The organism is Kitasatospora azatica KCTC 9699, assembly GCF_000744785.1.
GTDB lineage: Bacteria > Actinomycetota > Actinomycetes > Streptomycetales > Streptomycetaceae > Kitasatospora > Kitasatospora azatica.
This window is the reverse complement of sequence record NZ_JQMO01000002.1, coordinates 1,624,469-1,638,920: the sequence shown is the minus strand read 5'-3', so window position 1 is coordinate 1,638,920 and position 14,452 is coordinate 1,624,469. Positions and strand designations below refer to the sequence as shown.

Here is a 14,452-nt window from a genome sequence, read left to right as displayed (position 1 = left end):
ATTGGCCGGTGGCACGGTGTCGCCGCGGCAGATCCGGGTTTCGGGACGAAGACGCGGCCGCCCGCTGACGGGCAGTCTGGTGCTACGCCCCCGGGAGCGACCCGGGCCGCGCGCACCGACGAGCCCTCGGAGCATGGCACTATGACTGATCATCAGCTGAACACCCTTCTGACCGCCGAGCGGCGCGAACTCATCCTGCGCGCAGCGATCCGGGAAGGGCTCCTCGATCCCGAGGACGCGCTGCTGGCGGGGTTCATCGACCTCGACGCCGTCGCGGCGACCGTCGCCGCGCTGCACCGCGCGTTCCCGGACTCGGTCGAGGTGCTGCACACCTTCGCGGCCAAGGCCAACTGCCTGGTCCCGGTGCTGGAGCGGCTGCGCGGCCTCGGCATGGGCTGTGAGGTGGCCAGCCCCGGTGAGCTCGCCCAGGCACTGGCCGCCGGCTTCGCCGCCGAGCGGATCGTCCTCGACTCGCCGGCGAAGACCAGCCGCGAGCTGGTCCGGGCGCTGGACCTCGGGGTCGCGGTCAACATCGACAACTGGCAGGAACTCTCGCGCGTCGACGAGATCCTGCGGGCCCGCGAGTCCCGGGGGGCCGGCGAGTCCCGCTCCCGGATCGGTGTCCGGATCAACCCGCAGGTCGGCGCCGGGTCGATCGGCGCGATGAGCACCGCCACGGCGACCTCGAAGTTCGGCATCGCCCTGGCGGACGACGGCAACCTCGAACGACTGGTGGCGGCGTTCCGGGACCGGCCCTGGCTCACCTGGGTGCACGCGCACGTGGGGTCGCAGGGCTGCCCGCTGGACCTGATGGCCGAGGGAGTGGCCGCGGCTGTCGCCTTCGCCGAGAAGGTCAACAGCGAGCTCGGCCGACGCCAGGTGGTCGGTATCGACATTGGCGGGGGGCTCCCGGTCAACTTCGACAGCGACCCGATGGCCCCCGGCTTCGACGAGTACGTGGACCGCCTGTGGGCCCACGCGCCGGCCCTGTTCACCGGCGACTTCCAGGTGGTCACCGAGTTCGGCCGCTCGCTGCTGGCCAAGAACGGGTTCACCGCCGCGTACGTCGAGTACACCAAGAGCTCCGGTGGGCGCCCGATCGCGATCACGCACGCCGGAGCCCAGGTCGCCACCCGGACGGTGTTCATGCCACAGTCCTGGCCGCTGCGGATCAGCGCCCACGACCCGTCCGGTGGCCCGAAGAGCGGGGACCTGGTGCCCCAGGACATCGCGGGACCGTGCTGCTTCGCCGGCGACCTGGTCGCAACGGCCCGCCCGCTGCCGCTGCTGGAGCCCGGCGACATCGTCGCACTGCTCGACACCGGGGCGTACTACACGTCCACGCCGTTCGGCTACAACTCCCTGCCGGAGCCGGCCGTGCACGGCGTCACCGTCGAGGCCGACGGCACCGTGCGGTTCGAACTGCTGCGCGCCGCCCAGAGCATCGACGAGCTGGTCGCCCGGACCAACCGGTGACCTGGTGGGGTTCCTCGCTCCGCCACCGGCCGCCGGCCGCCGCTGAATTCCCGCGTCACCGACACCACTTGGGAGAAGCCATGAGTCGATCACCCCGTCGTCCGACACCTGCGGCCATCCCCGTGCCGCCCGGCCGCCGGATCCGGTCCGCCGACCAGGTCGTCCTGGTCGTCGTCCTGGTCCTCGCGTCGGGCCTGGCCGTCGCCGGCGTCCCGACCGCCACCGTCCTCGAACTGCTCGCCGGCGCCGGCTGCATCGCCGTGCGCCTGCTGCAGCGGGAACCCGCGGCCCTGCCTGCCGTGCATCCGCAGCAGTAGTCACGGGACGCCCGTCGGCCTCCATCGTGCGTGACGGTCCGTCGGTTCAGCAGGTGGGCCGTGTCGGCTCGTCCGCCACGGCTGACCGCCGCGCCTGTCCGGCTTCGCCCGGTAGGGTCGCGGCGATACTGTCCGGGACCCGGTCGAGGCCGTACTGGAAGCGCGCGTCCGGTTCCATCCACGGGGTCTGCGTCTCACGGATGATCCGGGCGAACATCGGGTGTTTCCCGCTGGTGATGAGTCTTTGCACGTACGGACCGATGTCGCTCATCCACTGCCGCATGTCCACATTCGTCCGGCGTGCCTCCTCTGCCCAGCCGACCTCGGTGCGTACGACGCCGGCGACGTATCCGCTGATCAAGCCGACGAGGCCGGCGACCTCGTCGATGGCCAACCCGAATCCATCGAGCGCCCCGTAGGTGAACTCCAGCACCCGTAGGGAGTTCGGCCCCCAGACCGGGTGGCCTTCGGTCAGCGATGCCAGCCACGGGTGGCGGCGCCACAGCGCCCGTCTTTCGTGGGCCAGCAGGGACAGGTCGGCCCGCCAGTCACCGGTCGGGCGGTCGGGTAGGCCCATCTCGCCGGCGGCCGCGTCGACCATCAGCTCGATCAGGTCCTCCCGCCGGGGGACGTAGCGGTAGAGCGACATCGCGCCGGTGCCGAGTTCGGCCGCGATCCGGCGCATCGACGCGGCGTCGAGTCCTTCCGCGTCCGCGATCGCGACGGCGGTCTCGGTGATCTGCGCTCGGCTGTACGCCGGTCGCGGTCCGGGGGCCGACCGCTGCGGGCGTTCGGGGCGCATCCAGATGCTCATGTGGTCTGGACATCCTGGTCAACAACGCCGGGATCCTCGGCGACCAGGGCGAGATCGACGGCGTGACCAGGGACGGCTTCGAGCGGCTGCTCGCCGTCAACGCCGCAGCCCCGTTCTTCATCACCCAACTCGCCCTGCCACGGCTGCGCGACGGGGGCCGGATCATCACGGTCGGCACCATGTTGACCCGCGGCCCGGCCATGGCCCGGGCGATCGACTACGCCATGTCCAAGGCGCCCCTCGATGTGCTCACCTCGGCCCTCGCCAAGCAACTGGGCCCGCGCGGCATCACGGTCAACATCGTGGCACCAGGGGTGATCGACACCGACATGCATCAGGGACGGCTGGTCGGTGAGGCCCTGACCTGGCTGGAATCCCTGTCGCCACTGGGACGGCTGGGCACACCGGAGGACGTCGCCGACACGGTGGCGTTCCTGGCCTCCGACGACAGCCGCTACATGACCGGCCACCGCCTGGACGTGTCAGGAGGGACAGCCCTTTAGGTCGAACGTTCGGCGTGAGAGCGGCAGCGGCCGCGCTGAAGATCTTCTTCCAGGTCAGAGCGGAGCGGGGTACCAGCGCCGGTGGACGATCGGCTCGACGCACAGGACCGCCGCGCCGGCGACCGTGCCGACCAGCAGGGCGGGCCAGCCGCCGCCGGTCACCAGGGCGCCGAGGCAGGCGGCGGCGACGGCGAGTGGGCGCAGCAGGGTCAGCGGTCCGCAGCCGAGGACGATCGCCACCGTGCCGGCGCGGAACGGCAGCACGAGGTACACGGCCAGCGAGAGCAGCACCGCGGCCGCGAAGACCGCGAGCGGCAGCAGGTAGCCGAGGCCGCCGGCGGCGAGCAGCGCGTAGGTGCGGGAGCGGTCGGCGGCGGTCAGCAGCAGGGCGACGGCCGCCGCCGTCGGGGCGAGCAGCAGGACGGAGCCGACGGCCAGCCCGCGCAGCGCCGCTCGGGCGGCGCCTCGGCGCTTGCGGATCCGGGCGTCGCGTCCGGCGTAGGCGCGGAAGCCGCTGAAGGCCGCGTCGACCAGGCCGAGCGCGGCGAGCGGCAGGGCGGGGGTCATCGGGCGACCTCGGCGAAGTGCTCGGGGCCGACGAGCCGACGAGAGGCCCGGCCGAGCGCCCGGCGAAGCGGCGCCTCCAACTGCGGGCGGACGCCGAGGATCGGGCGCAGCGTGGTGCAGAACGGATTGGACAGGGCGCGCGGCTCGTAGAGCAGTGGCCGGATTCCAGGGGCGGTGGCGGCCCGCAGCAGCGTCTCGTCACCGTGGGCGCGCCGCGCGGAGGCGTAGCCGTCGTGGCGACCCAGCGGGTGGCGCATCCGCGAACGGTGGAAGATCCACGCACCCAGCGGCGCCAGGCGGGTGGTGGCGATGTCGTAGTGGCAGAAGGCCAGCGCGGGGGAGGCGGCTTGGGCTTGGAAGAACTCCGCCAGGGCGGCAGCGGGGAAGTGGTGCAGCACACCGGTGGAGATGTAGACCGTGGCGGATTCGGGCAGGTCGAAGGCGTTGCCGTGGACGAACTGGCAGTCCAGCCGCTCCGCGTGGGCCAGCCGGGTGGCCTCGCCGACCAGGGCGGCGTCGAGGTCCACGCCGACCAGCTCGACGTCCGGCCCCAGGACGCGGGTGGCCGCCAGCCAGCGGACCAGGTAGCCGAGGCCGGAGCCGATGTCGACCAGGCGCACCGGCCCGCTGTTCGCCGCCCCCGCCTCGCGGATGGTGGCGAACAGCGGGCGGAGCAGGTGGACCATCCGCTCACCGATCCGCAACTCCTCGCTGAGGCGCTGCAGTTCGGTGTGCACGCTGATCAGCAGGCGGTCCACGGCCTCCGGGTCCAGCACGTCGTCCTGGTCCACCGGCAGCTGGGCGACGATCCGGGCCGCCGGCCGGTCACCGTGCGCCCGCAGGGTGGCCAGCACCTCCTCGCGGCGGACCGGGAGGCGCCGGCCGGTGCGCGGATCCACGGCGGTGATCAGGTCGGATATCTCAAGGTGAGCCACGGTGCGGAACCTTAGCGGCTCGGGCCGCTTGGCAACCCGCGCGGCTCGGGCCGCGGTTCAGCCCGGGCTGCGGTTCAGCCCGGGCCGCCGCTCGCCGTCAGCCGGCGTTGATGCTCTCCAGCATGTCCAGTCGCGAAGCCCGGCGGGCCGGCCAGATCGCGGCGGCCAGGCCCACCAGGGCGGCTGCCGCGACGAAGCCGAGGATCGGCAGCGGCGGGATCACCGTCGTCAGATCCTTGAAGCTGCCCGCGATGGTGCCGTTGCCCGCCCAGGCGGTCAGGATGCCGAGGCCGACCCCGAGCACGCCGCCGAGCAGCGCGATCAGCAGCGACTCCAGCCGGACCATCCGCCGCACCCCGCGCCGGTCCAGGCCGACCGCGCGCAGCATGCCGATCTCGCGGCGCCGCTCGAAGACCGACATCGCCATCGTGTTGACCACGCCCAGCACGGCGATCACCACGGACATGCCGAGCAGGCCGTACATGATGCTCAGGGCGGCGTTGACCATCTCGCGGTTCTCCTTCTTCAGATCGGCCTGGCCCTTGACGGCGATCAGCGGGTTGCCGCCAGTCGCGTCCTTGAGTGCCTGCTTCAGCGCGGCCGTTGCGCCGGCAGTGCCCTTGACCAGCACCCGGTCCGGGCCCTGGCCGGCGCTGTGCGGGGCGAGCACCGAGTCGGCCACCACCAGGCCGTCGACCACGCTGTTCGCGGCGAACAGGCCGCCGACGGTCAGCGTGCCGGAGCTGCTGTCCGGGTAGCTCAGCCGCAGGGTGGAGCCGACGGCCAGGCCGTTCTTGTCCGCGTAGTCCCGACTGACCAGCAGTTGGCCCTTGCCCAGCGCCTCGGGCGAGCCGCCGGTGACGTTCAGGGTGGCCAGCGCGCCGATGGACTGCGGGTCCACGCCCGTGACCCACCGGGTCCGCGAGCCGTCCTCCACCGGCACCTGCCGCAGCACGCTGCTCGCCGCCACCCCCGGCGCCTTCGCGATCTGCGGGCCGACCTCGGGTGCCAGCTGCGCGAAGTTCTGCATGGCGACGGCGTAGTCCGCCTTGAGGTCGGTGCCGGCCGCCTGGTCCACCGCACGGTTCACCGAGGCGCCCACCACGGTCAGCGCGGTGATCAGGGTGACGCCGACCGTCAGCGCGGAGGCGGTGGCGGCGGTGCGGCGCGGGTTGCGCAGCGCGTTCTCCCGGGCCAGCTTGCCCGGGCTGCCGTAGAACTTCTGCAGCACCGGGGCGAGCAGCGCGATCAGCGGCCGGGAGAGCAGCGGGGTGAGCACGAAGACGCCCAGCAGCAGGGCGGCGGCGCCCAGGCCGACCGTGTTGGTGGCGTGGCTGGACGAGCCGAGCAGCAGCAGGCCCAGGCCGACCGCGCTGATCACCGCGCCGATGGTGTTGCGCAGCAGCAGGCTCTTCGGCGTGGCCGGCTGGTCGCCGTTGCTCATCGCGGCCACCGGGGCGATCCGGGAGGCGCGCCGGGCGGGCAGCCAGGCGGCGGCCACGGTTACCAGGACGCCCACCGCGAACGCGGTCAGCACCGTACTCGGGGCGACGATCAGCGGCCCGTCCGGCAGATTGGCGTCGCCCGGACCGTTGAGCACCCAGCGCAGTCCGGCCGCGATCCCGGTACCGGCGGCCAGCCCGGCCGCCGAGGCGAGCAGCCCGACCAGCAGCGCCTCGACCAGCACCGAGCGGGTGATCTGCCGGCGGCTGGCGCCGACGGCGCGCAACAGGGCCAGCTCCTTGGTGCGCTGGGCGACCAGCATGGTGAAGGTGTTGGCGATGATGAACACGCCGACGAAGAGCGAGATGCCGGCGAAGACCAGCAGCGAGGAGCTGAGGTTCTTGGTGGCGGAGGCGATCTGCCGGTCCTGGTCGGCCTGCAGCTCGGTGCCGGTCTGCGCGGTGAAGTCGCCGTCCGACGGGAGCAGTTGGCGGACCTGGCCGAGCAGCGTCGACTGCTCGGTGCCGGGCTTGGCGGCCACGTCGATCTCGTTGAACTGTCCCGGGGCGAGGTAGAGGCGCTGCGCGGTCGCGGTGTCGAAGGCGGCCAGCGAGCCGCCGGCGTTCACCCGCGGGTCGTTGACGTGCAGCGTGCCGGTGAGCCTGAGCTGCATCACCGGACCGTTGACGGCCACCCGGACGGTGTCGCCGATCCGGTAGCCGCCCTTCGCGGCGGTCCTGGCGTCCAGCGCCAACTCGCCCTGCTGCTGCGGGCCTCGGCCCTCGGCGAGCGGGTAGCGGGCGTCCTGTCCGTCCTTGCCCGGCACGTAGTTGGTGCCGGTGGTGGAGAAGCCGTTGCCGATCAACGAGCCGGTGTGGTCGGCGACTCCGGCGAAGCCGCTGACCACGCCCCGGGCCTCGGCGGCGCCGGGCAGCGCGGCGATCCGCTGGCGGGTCTGCTCGGTGAGCGGCGCGCTGCTCCTCCGGTCGCCGCGCTGGTAGCCGTTGCTGACCGCGCCGTCGTCGGTGACCGAGACGGCGATGTCGGTGTAGCTCTTGGCGTTCTGGGACTTCAGGGCGCTGCCGAGGGTGTCGGTGAAGACCAGGGTGCCGGCCACGAAGGCGGTGCCGAGCAGCACGGCGAGGACGGTCATCAGCAGCCGGCCCTTGTGGGCGAGCACATTGCGCAGGGCGGTGCGGTACATCAGCTGGTCCGGCCCTTCGCGTCGAAGCGCCGCATCCGGTCGAGCACGGTGTCCGGGGTCGGCAGCGACAGCTCGTCGACGATCCGGCCGTCGGCCAGGAAGATCACCCGGTCCGCGTAGCCGGCCGCCACCGGGTCGTGCGTCACCATCACCACGGTCTGCCCCAACTCCCGTACCGAGCTGCGCAGGAAGCCCAGGATCTCGGCGCCGGAACGCGAGTCCAGGTTCCCGGTGGGCTCGTCGGCGAAGACGATCGCCGGGCGGCCGGCCAGCGCGCGGGCACAGGCCACGCGCTGCTGCTGGCCACCGGAGAGCTGGCTCGGGCGGTGGCTCAGCCGGCCGGACAGGCCGACCGTCTCGACGATCCGGTCCAGCCAGGCCCGGTCCACCTTGCGGCCGGCGATGTCCATCGGCAGGGTGATGTTCTCCAGCGCGTTCAGCGTCGGCAGCAGGTTGAACGCCTGGAAGATGAAGCCCAGTTGGTCGCGGCGCAGCTGGGTCAGCTGCTTGTCCCTCAGACCCACCAGCTCGGTCTCGCCGATCCGGGCCGAGCCCGAGGTGGCGGTGTCCAGCCCGGCCAGGCAGTGCATCAGGGTCGACTTGCCGGACCCGGACGGCCCCATGATCGCGGTGAACTCGCCCTGCTGGAAGGCCACGCTGACCTGGTCCAACGCGACCACCCGGGTCTCACCGCTGCCGTAGACCTTGGTCAGTCCGGTGGCGGTGGCGGCGGCGGTCCTGGCCCGGGCCTGGGTGGTAGTCATCTGTGCTCCGTAGTGCGGTGGTGTGTGGTGTGCGGTGGTGTGCGGTGGTGTGCGGTGGCGTGTGGTGACCCCTCCATCCTCGGAGGCGGTTTGCCGCGATCCGTGCACCCGTCGAACGGTTGCCCGTACCCCGGCCGGAGGGGCGGCGGGGTGGGCTCTCCTCCTCAGGTATGACACCGCCCCTGGGATTCGGGCCCGAGCGGAACCGGGAGTGCGGACGGCGCGTGGGGGTACGTTCCGGTCATGACCTACACAGCCGAGGCCACCGTCCAGCGCAATGCCGATGTCGTCCGCCGCTACCTGCGGGTCTTCGAGACCCGGGATCTGAGTGAGCTGCGGGCCGTGGTCGCCGAGGACGTCCGGGTGCACGGAGCGGGCCGGCACGTCCAGGGGCGCCACCACCCCGAGGGCGCGGTGCTCAGCCCCGGTCTGTCCGACTGCCGGGTCCGGGTGGACGACCTCTTCGCCGCGGCCGACCGGGTCACGGTGGCCTTCACGCTGACCTACCGGCACGACCGGACCGGGCGCGACCTCACGATGACCGGGGTCAAGTCCTATCGGCTGGTCGACGGCGTGATCGTCGAGTTCTGGGGCGAGACCGACCTGTTCGGCCTGCTGCGCCAGGCCGGACTGGTACCGGACGAGCTGCCGCCGTTCTGAGCGCGTGCCGCTGGGGCTGGGGCTGGGGCTGGGGCTGGGCCTGGGGCCGGGACTGCGATTAGCGCTCCAGCGCTCGGCCGCCCAGCCGGCGGAAGAGCCAGGAGGCCGGTCCACCGCGCCGGGCTCCCATGGCCGCCTCCGCCTCCCGGGAGGCGGCGACGGCCGCGAAGCCGTACTCGCGCATCTCGGCCTCGTACCCGCCGACGGCGGTGACCAGGTCACGGTCCTCGGCGAGTGCGGCGACCAGGGTGCGGCAGAGCAGCGCTGCGTCGCGCAGGGCGGTGTTGGCACCGGAGCCTCGGGCCGGGCTCATCGCGTGGATCGCGTCGCCCAGCAGGGTGACCCGGCTGGGCTGCCAGGCCGGCACCGGCTCCGAGGTGCGGATCCGGGCCAGGAAGGTCTCCGGCACGGCGGCCAGGGCGACCAGTTGGCGCAGGTCGGGGTGGAAGGAGCTGGTCAACCGCTGGGCCAGCGCGTGCAGTTCGGCGGGAGGCAGGGCGCTCAGCCGGTCGTCCGGCAGTCCGAAGAGCTCGCCGTCGCCCGTGACCGCCCACATCAGGTAGTCCGCGGTCGGTGACAGTGCCGGGGCCAGCTGCTCCGGCGGTTGCCGGAAGCGGACCAGCCCCGTCGCCATGCCGATCCGGCCGCCGACCACCGCCATGAACCCGTCCCGCAGCGGTGCCGGCAGCAGCCGGTCCGCGGCCGGGGTCAGCGGGGTTCGGCCGTAGATGCAGCGCCCGCCGGTGTCCAGCACCCGCGCGTGCGGCAGATACTGGCGCCGCACAGCCGAGTTGACCCCGTCCGCGCCGACCAGCAGGTCCGCGTCGGCCTGCCGCCCGTCGGCGAAGTGCAGGCGGACGCCGGCCTCCCGCACCTGATAGCGCGTCAGTTCGCTCCGGTAGCTGATCCGGTGCTCGATCCGGCCGGCCAGTACCTCGCGCAGGGTCTGCCGGTTGACCGAGGTGGACAGGGTCTGCGGTGCGTACGGGTCGGTGGCCGGATCGGTGCGCACCTCGTGCAGCAGTCGCAGTCGCTCGCTCACCACCGTGAAGCCCCGTCCCGGTTGCCCGCAGGTGGCCAGGAAGAGCTCGAACAGCTCCGGCGGCAGGCAGTCACGCAGCGCCACTCCCGCGCGCGCGTCCACGTGGAGCCGGTAGCCCTGGGGGCGCGTGTGCAGCGCGGCATCCCGCTCGTAGACGGTGACCTCGATGCCCGCGCGGTGCAGCCCCTGGGCCAGGCAGAGGCCGCCCAGCCCGGCGCCGACCACCGCGACCTTCAACTTCCCCATCTCCACACCCCCGACCCGCCATCCTCCCGGGGGCGCAGGGCCAGAGCAAGACGGGAACTGTCGATCGTTCAGGTAGCGGGGGAAGCTGATGGGGGCTCTCCCGACACGGCGGGCAGGGGAGTAGGCGATGAGTGCCGAGACCGACAACACCCTCGGGGCTGAATCAGGGGCTGAATCAGGGGCTGGGACCGGGGCTGGGACCGGGGCTGGGACCGAGGCCGGGAGAGCAGCGGGCGAGCCAGGCCGACGCTGGTGGTCCGGGCGGCGCGGCCGGGCACGCAAGCAGCGCCCGTTCTGGCAGGAGCTGCCGATCCTGGTCGGGGTCGCGCTGGTCCTGGCGATAGTGATCAAGAGCTTCTTCGTCCAGGCGTTCTCGATCCCCTCGGTGTCGATGCAGAACACGCTCCAGCGCGGGGACCGGGTCCTGGTGGACAAGCTCACCCCCTGGTTCGGCGCCCGGCCGCAGCGCGGCGAGGTCGTCGTCTTCAAGGACCCGGGCGGCTGGCTGGGTTCGCAGGATTCCACCTCCAAGGGCAGTGCGGTGGGGCGCGGAGTGCAGGAGGCGCTCAGCTTCGTCGGCCTGATGCCCGCGGCGGGGGACAAGGACTTGATCAAGCGGGTGATCGCGGTCGGCGGCGACACCGTGGACTGCGAGCAGGGCCAGCCGGTCAAGGTGAACGGCACGCCGCTGGCGGAGCCGTACATCTATCCCGGGGCGACCCCGTGCGACTACATGCCGGTCGGCACAGTGACGGTCCCCAAGGACCACCTCTGGGTCATGGGCGACCACCGCAACGATTCCTGGGACTCGCGCTACCACCAGTTGCACGGCCCCAGCGATGGGTTCGTGCCGGAGAAGGACGTCATCGGACGCGCCTTCGCCGTGGCCTGGCCGCTCGACCGCTGGTCCACCCTGCCCGTCCCCGCCACCTTCCACCAGCGCCCGCTGGCCGCAGCCACAGCCGCAGCCGCTCCCGCAGCCCCCGCCGCGCTGGGCCTGGCCGGCGCGCTCCCGCTCACCCTCGGCTACCGCCGCCTTCGGCGCCTGCTCGACAGCCGGCGATCGACTGCGACTACCGCCCGCCGCGCAGGAACTCCCGGTTCAACATCCCGATCGCATTGAGCGGGATGCCCTTCGGACAGGCGGTGGCGCACTCGCCGGTGTTGGTGCAGCCGCCGAAGCCCTCGTCGTCCATGGCGGCGACCATCGACCGGACCCGGCTGCGGCGTTCGGGGGCACCCTGCGGCAGCAGGCTCAGGTGGACCACCTTGGCGGAGGTGAAGAGCATCGCCGAGCCGTTGGGGCAGGCGGCGACGCAGGCCCCGCAGCCGATGCACTCGGCGTGCTCGAAGGCCAGGTCGGCGTCCTCCTTGGGCACCGGCGTGGCGTGTGCCTCGGGCGCGCTGCCGGTGGGAGCCGTGATGTAGCCGCCGGAGCCGATGATCCGGTCGAAGGCGGTGCGGTCCACCACCAGGTCCCTGACCACCGGGAAGGCCGCCGCGCGCCAGGGCTCCACGTCGATGGTGTCGCCGTCCTGGAAGTGCCGCATGTGCAGCTGGCAGGTGGTGGTCCGCTCGGGGCCGTGCGCCTGGCCGTTGATCACCATGCCGCAGGCGCCGCAGATGCCCTCGCGGCAGTCGTGGTCGAAGGCGACCGGCTGCTCACCGCGTAGGATCAGTTCCTCGTTCAGGGTGTCCAGCATCTCCAGGAAGGACATGTCGGGGCTGATCCCGGCCACCTGGTAGGTGGTCAGCGCGCCGGGGGCGTCCGGTCCGGCCTGCCGCCAGATCCGCAGGGTGAGGTTCATGCGTAGCTCCGCTGGGTGGGGTGGACGTACTCGAACTCCAACTGCTCGCGGTGCAGCACCGGCGGGCCGGCCGCCCGGAACTCCCAGGCGGCGACGTAGTCGAACTCCTCGTCGCGGCGGGCCGCCTCGCCCTCCGCGGTCTGGCTCTCGGTGCGGAAGTGGCCGCCGCACGACTCGGTGCGGTGCAGCGCGTCCAGGCACATCAGCTCGGCCAGCTCGAAGTAGTCGACCAGCCGGTTGGCCTTCTCCAGCGCCTGGTTGAGCTCCTCGCCGGTGCCCGGCACCTTGATCCGGCGCCAGAACTCGGCACGCAGCTCCGGGATCCGGGCCAGCGCCTTGCGCAGCCCGGCCTCGCTGCGGGCCATCCCGCAGTTGTCCCAGAGCAGTTCGCCCAGCTCCCGGTGGAAGGAGTCGGGGGTCCGGTCGCCGTCGACCGCCAGGATCAGGTTCAGCCGGTCGGTCACCTCGGCCTCCAGCTCCGCGAGTTGGGGATGGTCGGCGGGGACCGGCCCGGTCGGGGTGCGGGCCAGGTAGTCGGCCAGCACGGCCGGCAGCACGAAGTACCCGTCCGCCAGCCCCTGCATCAGCGCGCTGGCACCCAGCCGGTTGGCCCCGTGGTCGGAGAAGTTGGCCTCGCCGATCGCGAACAGCCCTGGCACCGTGGTCTGCAGGTCGTAGTCGACCCAGAGCCCGCCCATCGTGTAGTGGATCGCGGGGTAGATCCGCATCGGCACCTGGTACGGGTCCTCGGCGGTGATCCGCTGGTACATCTCGAAGAGGTTCCCGTACCGCGCGGCCACCGCCTCCCGCCCCAACCGGGCGATGGCGTCCGCGAAGTCCAGGTACACACCCTGCCCGCCGGGGCCGACCCCGCGCCCCTCGTCGCAGACCACCTTGGCGGCGCGCGAGGCGATGTCGCGCGGCACCAGGTTGCCGAAGGCGGGGTACATCCGCTCCAGGTAGTAGTCCCGCTCGGCCTCCGGGATCGCCGCCGGCGCCCGCTGGTCGCCGGCGGCCCTCGGCACCCAGATCCGCCCGTCGTTGCGCAGCGACTCGCTCATCAGGGTCAGCTTCGACTGGTGCTCGCCGGAGCGCGGGATGCAGGTCGGGTGGATCTGGGTGAAGCACGGGTTGGCGAAGTAGGCGCCGCGCCGGTGCGCCCGCCAGATCGCAGTGGCGTTGGAGTTCTTGGCGTTGGTGGACAGGTAGAAGACGTTGCCGTAGCCGCCGGTGGCCAGCACCACCGCGTCCGCGAGGTAGGTCCGCACCTCGCCGGTCACCAAGTCCCGCGCCACGATCCCGCGGGCCCGCCCGTCCAGCACCACCAAGTCCAGCATCTCGGTCCGCGCGTGCAACTCGACGCTCCCGGCGGCGATCTGGCGCGACAGCGCCTGGTAGGCGCCGAGCAGCAGTTGCTGGCCGGTCTGGCCCCGGGCGTAGAAGGTGCGGGAGACCTGGACGCCACCGAAGGAGCGGGTGTCCAGCAGCCCGCCGTACTCACGGGCGAACGGCACGCCCTGGGCCACGCACTGGTCGATGATCTCCACCGAGACCTGGGCGAGGCGGTGCACATTGGACTCGCGGGCCCGGAAGTCGCCGCCCTTGACGGTGTCGTAGAAGAGCCGGCGGATCGAGTCGCCGTCGTTGCGGTAGTTCTTGGCGGCGTTGATCCCGCCCTGCGCGGCGATCGAGTGAGCGCGCCTGGGGGAGTCCTGGAAGCAGAACTGCACCACGTGGTAGCCCTGTTCGGCCAGCGTGGCGCCGGCCGCGCCGCCCGCCAGACCGGTGCCGACCACGATCACCGTCCGCCCGCGCCGGTTGGCCGGGTTGACCAGCTTCGCCTCGAACCGGCGCTGGTCCCAACGCCCTTCGATCGGTCCAGCGGGCGCCTTGGTGTCGGCGATCGGCTCGCCCACCTCGTAGTCCAGGAAGGAGGTCATCGCACGACTCCCGTCATCACGGCGATCGGAACGGAGAGGAACCCGGCGGTCAGCAGCAGCGCCAGCCCGTTGGCGGTCAGCTTCAACACCCGGTCGCGGCGAGGGTTGTTGAGGCCCAGGGTCTGCGCGGCGCTCCAGAACCCGTGCCGTACGTGCAGCCCGAGGGCCAGCATGGCCAGGCAGTAGATCCAGCCGCTGTACCAGGTGGAGAAGGAGGCGACCACGTTCTGGTACGGGTGCCCGGCCTCGGCCCGCGGGTTCACCGTCAGCGTCGTGAGGTCCAGGATGTGCCAGACGATGAAGAGCCCGAGGATCACCCCGCCCCAGCGCATGGTCCGGGTCGCGTAGCTCGCCCTTCGGCGTGCATGCCGGTACCCGGTCGGCCGGGCGGCGAGGTCCCGCCGACTCAGCTGGTACGCGGCCACCCCGTGCACCACCACGGCGGCGACCAGGGCGAGCCGGGCGATCCAGAGGAACCACTCGTGCCCGAGGAACGGCTGGCCGATGGTGCGCAGCCAGGCCGCGTAGCCGTTGAGCTCGCCGGCCCCGAAGAAGATCTTCAGATTGCCGAGCATGTGCGCCACCAGGTAGGCCAGCATGACCAGTCCGCTGACCGCCATGGCCGCCTTCTTGCCCACGCTGGAGTGCCACAGCGTCGCCAGGGTGGAGCCGCGGGTGCTCCTCGTCATGAGTGCCATGTCGACGACGGTAAAGAGAGGGCTGTTGATCCGTC

Annotated in this window: 14 protein-coding genes; 5 read left to right on the top strand and 9 right to left on the bottom strand. The window is 72.3% G+C overall.

What is annotated here, in order from left to right:
• The first annotated feature begins 141 nt into the window (after nt 1-141).
• Both BR98_RS07680 and BR98_RS07675 read left to right on the top strand, forming a co-directional pair.
• Nucleotides 142-1,476 carry a type III PLP-dependent enzyme domain-containing protein gene (locus BR98_RS07680; RefSeq protein ID WP_035841329.1) on the top strand — a complete coding sequence of 445 codons (1,335 nt, stop codon included), beginning with the start codon at nt 142-144 and terminating at the stop codon, nt 1,474-1,476.
• 80 nt (nt 1,477-1,556) lie between these two features.
• Nucleotides 1,557-1,793: a hypothetical protein gene (locus BR98_RS07675; RefSeq protein WP_157537465.1), complete on the top strand. Its 237-nt coding sequence runs from the start codon at nt 1,557-1,559 to the stop codon at nt 1,791-1,793.
• Nucleotides 1,794-1,839: 46 nt separating this feature from the next.
• Here the strand turns inward: BR98_RS07675 and BR98_RS07670 are convergent, their stop codons facing one another.
• Nucleotides 1,840-2,607 (bottom strand): TetR/AcrR family transcriptional regulator, encoded by a 768-nt coding sequence (locus BR98_RS07670; protein WP_063774719.1) that lies wholly within the window; start codon nt 2,605-2,607, stop codon nt 1,840-1,842.
• A gap of 5 nt (nt 2,608-2,612) precedes the next feature.
• Here BR98_RS07670 and BR98_RS07665 point away from each other — a divergent pair, with 5 nt between their 5' ends.
• Entirely contained in the window at nt 2,613-3,110 is a 498-nt protein-coding gene (locus BR98_RS07665; protein ID WP_083976114.1) for an SDR family NAD(P)-dependent oxidoreductase, read from the top strand.
• 54 nt (nt 3,111-3,164) lie between these two features.
• Here the strand turns inward: BR98_RS07665 and BR98_RS07660 are convergent, their stop codons facing one another.
• From BR98_RS07660 to BR98_RS07645, 4 genes are all read right to left on the bottom strand, one after another.
• On the bottom strand, nt 3,165-3,677 hold the full coding sequence (locus BR98_RS07660) for a hypothetical protein (RefSeq protein ID WP_035841325.1): 513 nt from the start codon (nt 3,675-3,677) through the stop codon (nt 3,165-3,167).
• Entirely contained in the window at nt 3,674-4,612 is a 939-nt protein-coding gene (locus BR98_RS07655) for a class I SAM-dependent methyltransferase (protein ID WP_035841324.1), read from the bottom strand. Before BR98_RS07655 ends, BR98_RS07660 begins: the two co-directional genes overlap by 4 nt.
• Nucleotides 4,613-4,709: 97 nt before the next feature.
• Nucleotides 4,710-7,259, bottom strand: a complete 2,550-nt coding sequence (locus BR98_RS07650) for an ABC transporter permease (RefSeq protein WP_035841323.1) — start codon at nt 7,257-7,259, stop codon at nt 4,710-4,712.
• Entirely contained in the window at nt 7,259-8,023 is a 765-nt protein-coding gene (locus tag BR98_RS07645; protein ID WP_035841322.1) for an ABC transporter ATP-binding protein, read from the bottom strand. Before BR98_RS07645 ends, BR98_RS07650 begins: the two co-directional genes overlap by 1 nt.
• A gap of 243 nt (nt 8,024-8,266) precedes the next feature.
• Between BR98_RS07645 and BR98_RS07640 the strand changes: the two genes are divergently transcribed.
• Nucleotides 8,267-8,683 (top strand): ester cyclase, encoded by a 417-nt coding sequence (locus BR98_RS07640; RefSeq protein WP_035841320.1) that lies wholly within the window; start codon nt 8,267-8,269, stop codon nt 8,681-8,683.
• A 58-nt stretch (nt 8,684-8,741) separates the two neighbouring features.
• Here BR98_RS07640 and BR98_RS07635 read toward each other — a convergent pair whose 3' ends face one another.
• Nucleotides 8,742-9,971, bottom strand: coding sequence for an FAD-dependent oxidoreductase (locus BR98_RS07635; protein ID WP_157537464.1), 1,230 nt, complete (start codon nt 9,969-9,971; stop codon nt 8,742-8,744).
• 127 nt (nt 9,972-10,098) lie between these two features.
• Between BR98_RS07635 and lepB the strand changes: the two genes are divergently transcribed.
• Nucleotides 10,099-11,094, top strand: coding sequence for a signal peptidase I (gene lepB, locus BR98_RS07630; protein ID WP_083976113.1), 996 nt, complete (start codon nt 10,099-10,101; stop codon nt 11,092-11,094).
• On the opposite strand, the gene BR98_RS07625 is transcribed toward lepB, so the two are convergent.
• From BR98_RS07625 to BR98_RS07615, 3 genes are read right to left on the bottom strand one after another with little or no spacing between them, the layout of a single operon-like run.
• Nucleotides 11,045-11,779: a succinate dehydrogenase/fumarate reductase iron-sulfur subunit gene (locus BR98_RS07625; protein WP_035841318.1), complete on the bottom strand. Its 735-nt coding sequence runs from the start codon at nt 11,777-11,779 to the stop codon at nt 11,045-11,047. The genes lepB and BR98_RS07625 overlap by 50 nt on opposite strands.
• A complete protein-coding gene (locus BR98_RS07620; protein WP_035841317.1) occupies nt 11,776-13,719 on the bottom strand; it encodes a fumarate reductase/succinate dehydrogenase flavoprotein subunit in 1,944 nt (647 codons plus the stop codon). Before BR98_RS07620 ends, BR98_RS07625 begins: the two co-directional genes overlap by 4 nt.
• Entirely contained in the window at nt 13,716-14,417 is a 702-nt protein-coding gene (locus tag BR98_RS07615) for a succinate dehydrogenase cytochrome b subunit (protein WP_035841316.1), read from the bottom strand. The genes BR98_RS07620 and BR98_RS07615 overlap by 4 nt, the downstream gene beginning before the upstream one ends.
• Nucleotides 14,418-14,452 lie beyond the last annotated feature (35 nt).

Excerpts from the sequence above, each read along its gene's own strand:
- BR98_RS07675 (WP_157537465.1), top strand. The coding sequence starts at position 1,557 with ATGAGTCGATCACCCCGTCGTCCGACACCTGCGGCCATCCCCGTGCCG.
- BR98_RS07615 (WP_035841316.1), bottom strand. The coding sequence starts at position 14,417 with ATGGCACTCATGACGAGGAGCACCCGCGGCTCCACCCTGGCGACGCTG.
- lepB (WP_083976113.1), top strand. The coding sequence starts at position 10,099 with ATGAGTGCCGAGACCGACAACACCCTCGGGGCTGAATCAGGGGCTGAA.
- BR98_RS07650 (WP_035841323.1), bottom strand. The coding sequence starts at position 7,259 with ATGTACCGCACCGCCCTGCGCAATGTGCTCGCCCACAAGGGCCGGCTG.
- BR98_RS07670 (WP_063774719.1), bottom strand. The coding sequence starts at position 2,607 with ATGAGCATCTGGATGCGCCCCGAACGCCCGCAGCGGTCGGCCCCCGGA.
- BR98_RS07635 (WP_157537464.1), bottom strand. The coding sequence starts at position 9,971 with ATGGGGAAGTTGAAGGTCGCGGTGGTCGGCGCCGGGCTGGGCGGCCTC.
- BR98_RS07620 (WP_035841317.1), bottom strand. The coding sequence starts at position 13,719 with ATGACCTCCTTCCTGGACTACGAGGTGGGCGAGCCGATCGCCGACACC.
- BR98_RS07680 (WP_035841329.1), top strand. The coding sequence starts at position 142 with ATGACTGATCATCAGCTGAACACCCTTCTGACCGCCGAGCGGCGCGAA.
- BR98_RS07645 (WP_035841322.1), bottom strand. The coding sequence starts at position 8,023 with ATGACTACCACCCAGGCCCGGGCCAGGACCGCCGCCGCCACCGCCACC.
- BR98_RS07640 (WP_035841320.1), top strand. The coding sequence starts at position 8,267 with ATGACCTACACAGCCGAGGCCACCGTCCAGCGCAATGCCGATGTCGTC.
- BR98_RS07625 (WP_035841318.1), bottom strand. The coding sequence starts at position 11,779 with ATGAACCTCACCCTGCGGATCTGGCGGCAGGCCGGACCGGACGCCCCC.
- BR98_RS07660 (WP_035841325.1), bottom strand. The coding sequence starts at position 3,677 with ATGACCCCCGCCCTGCCGCTCGCCGCGCTCGGCCTGGTCGACGCGGCC.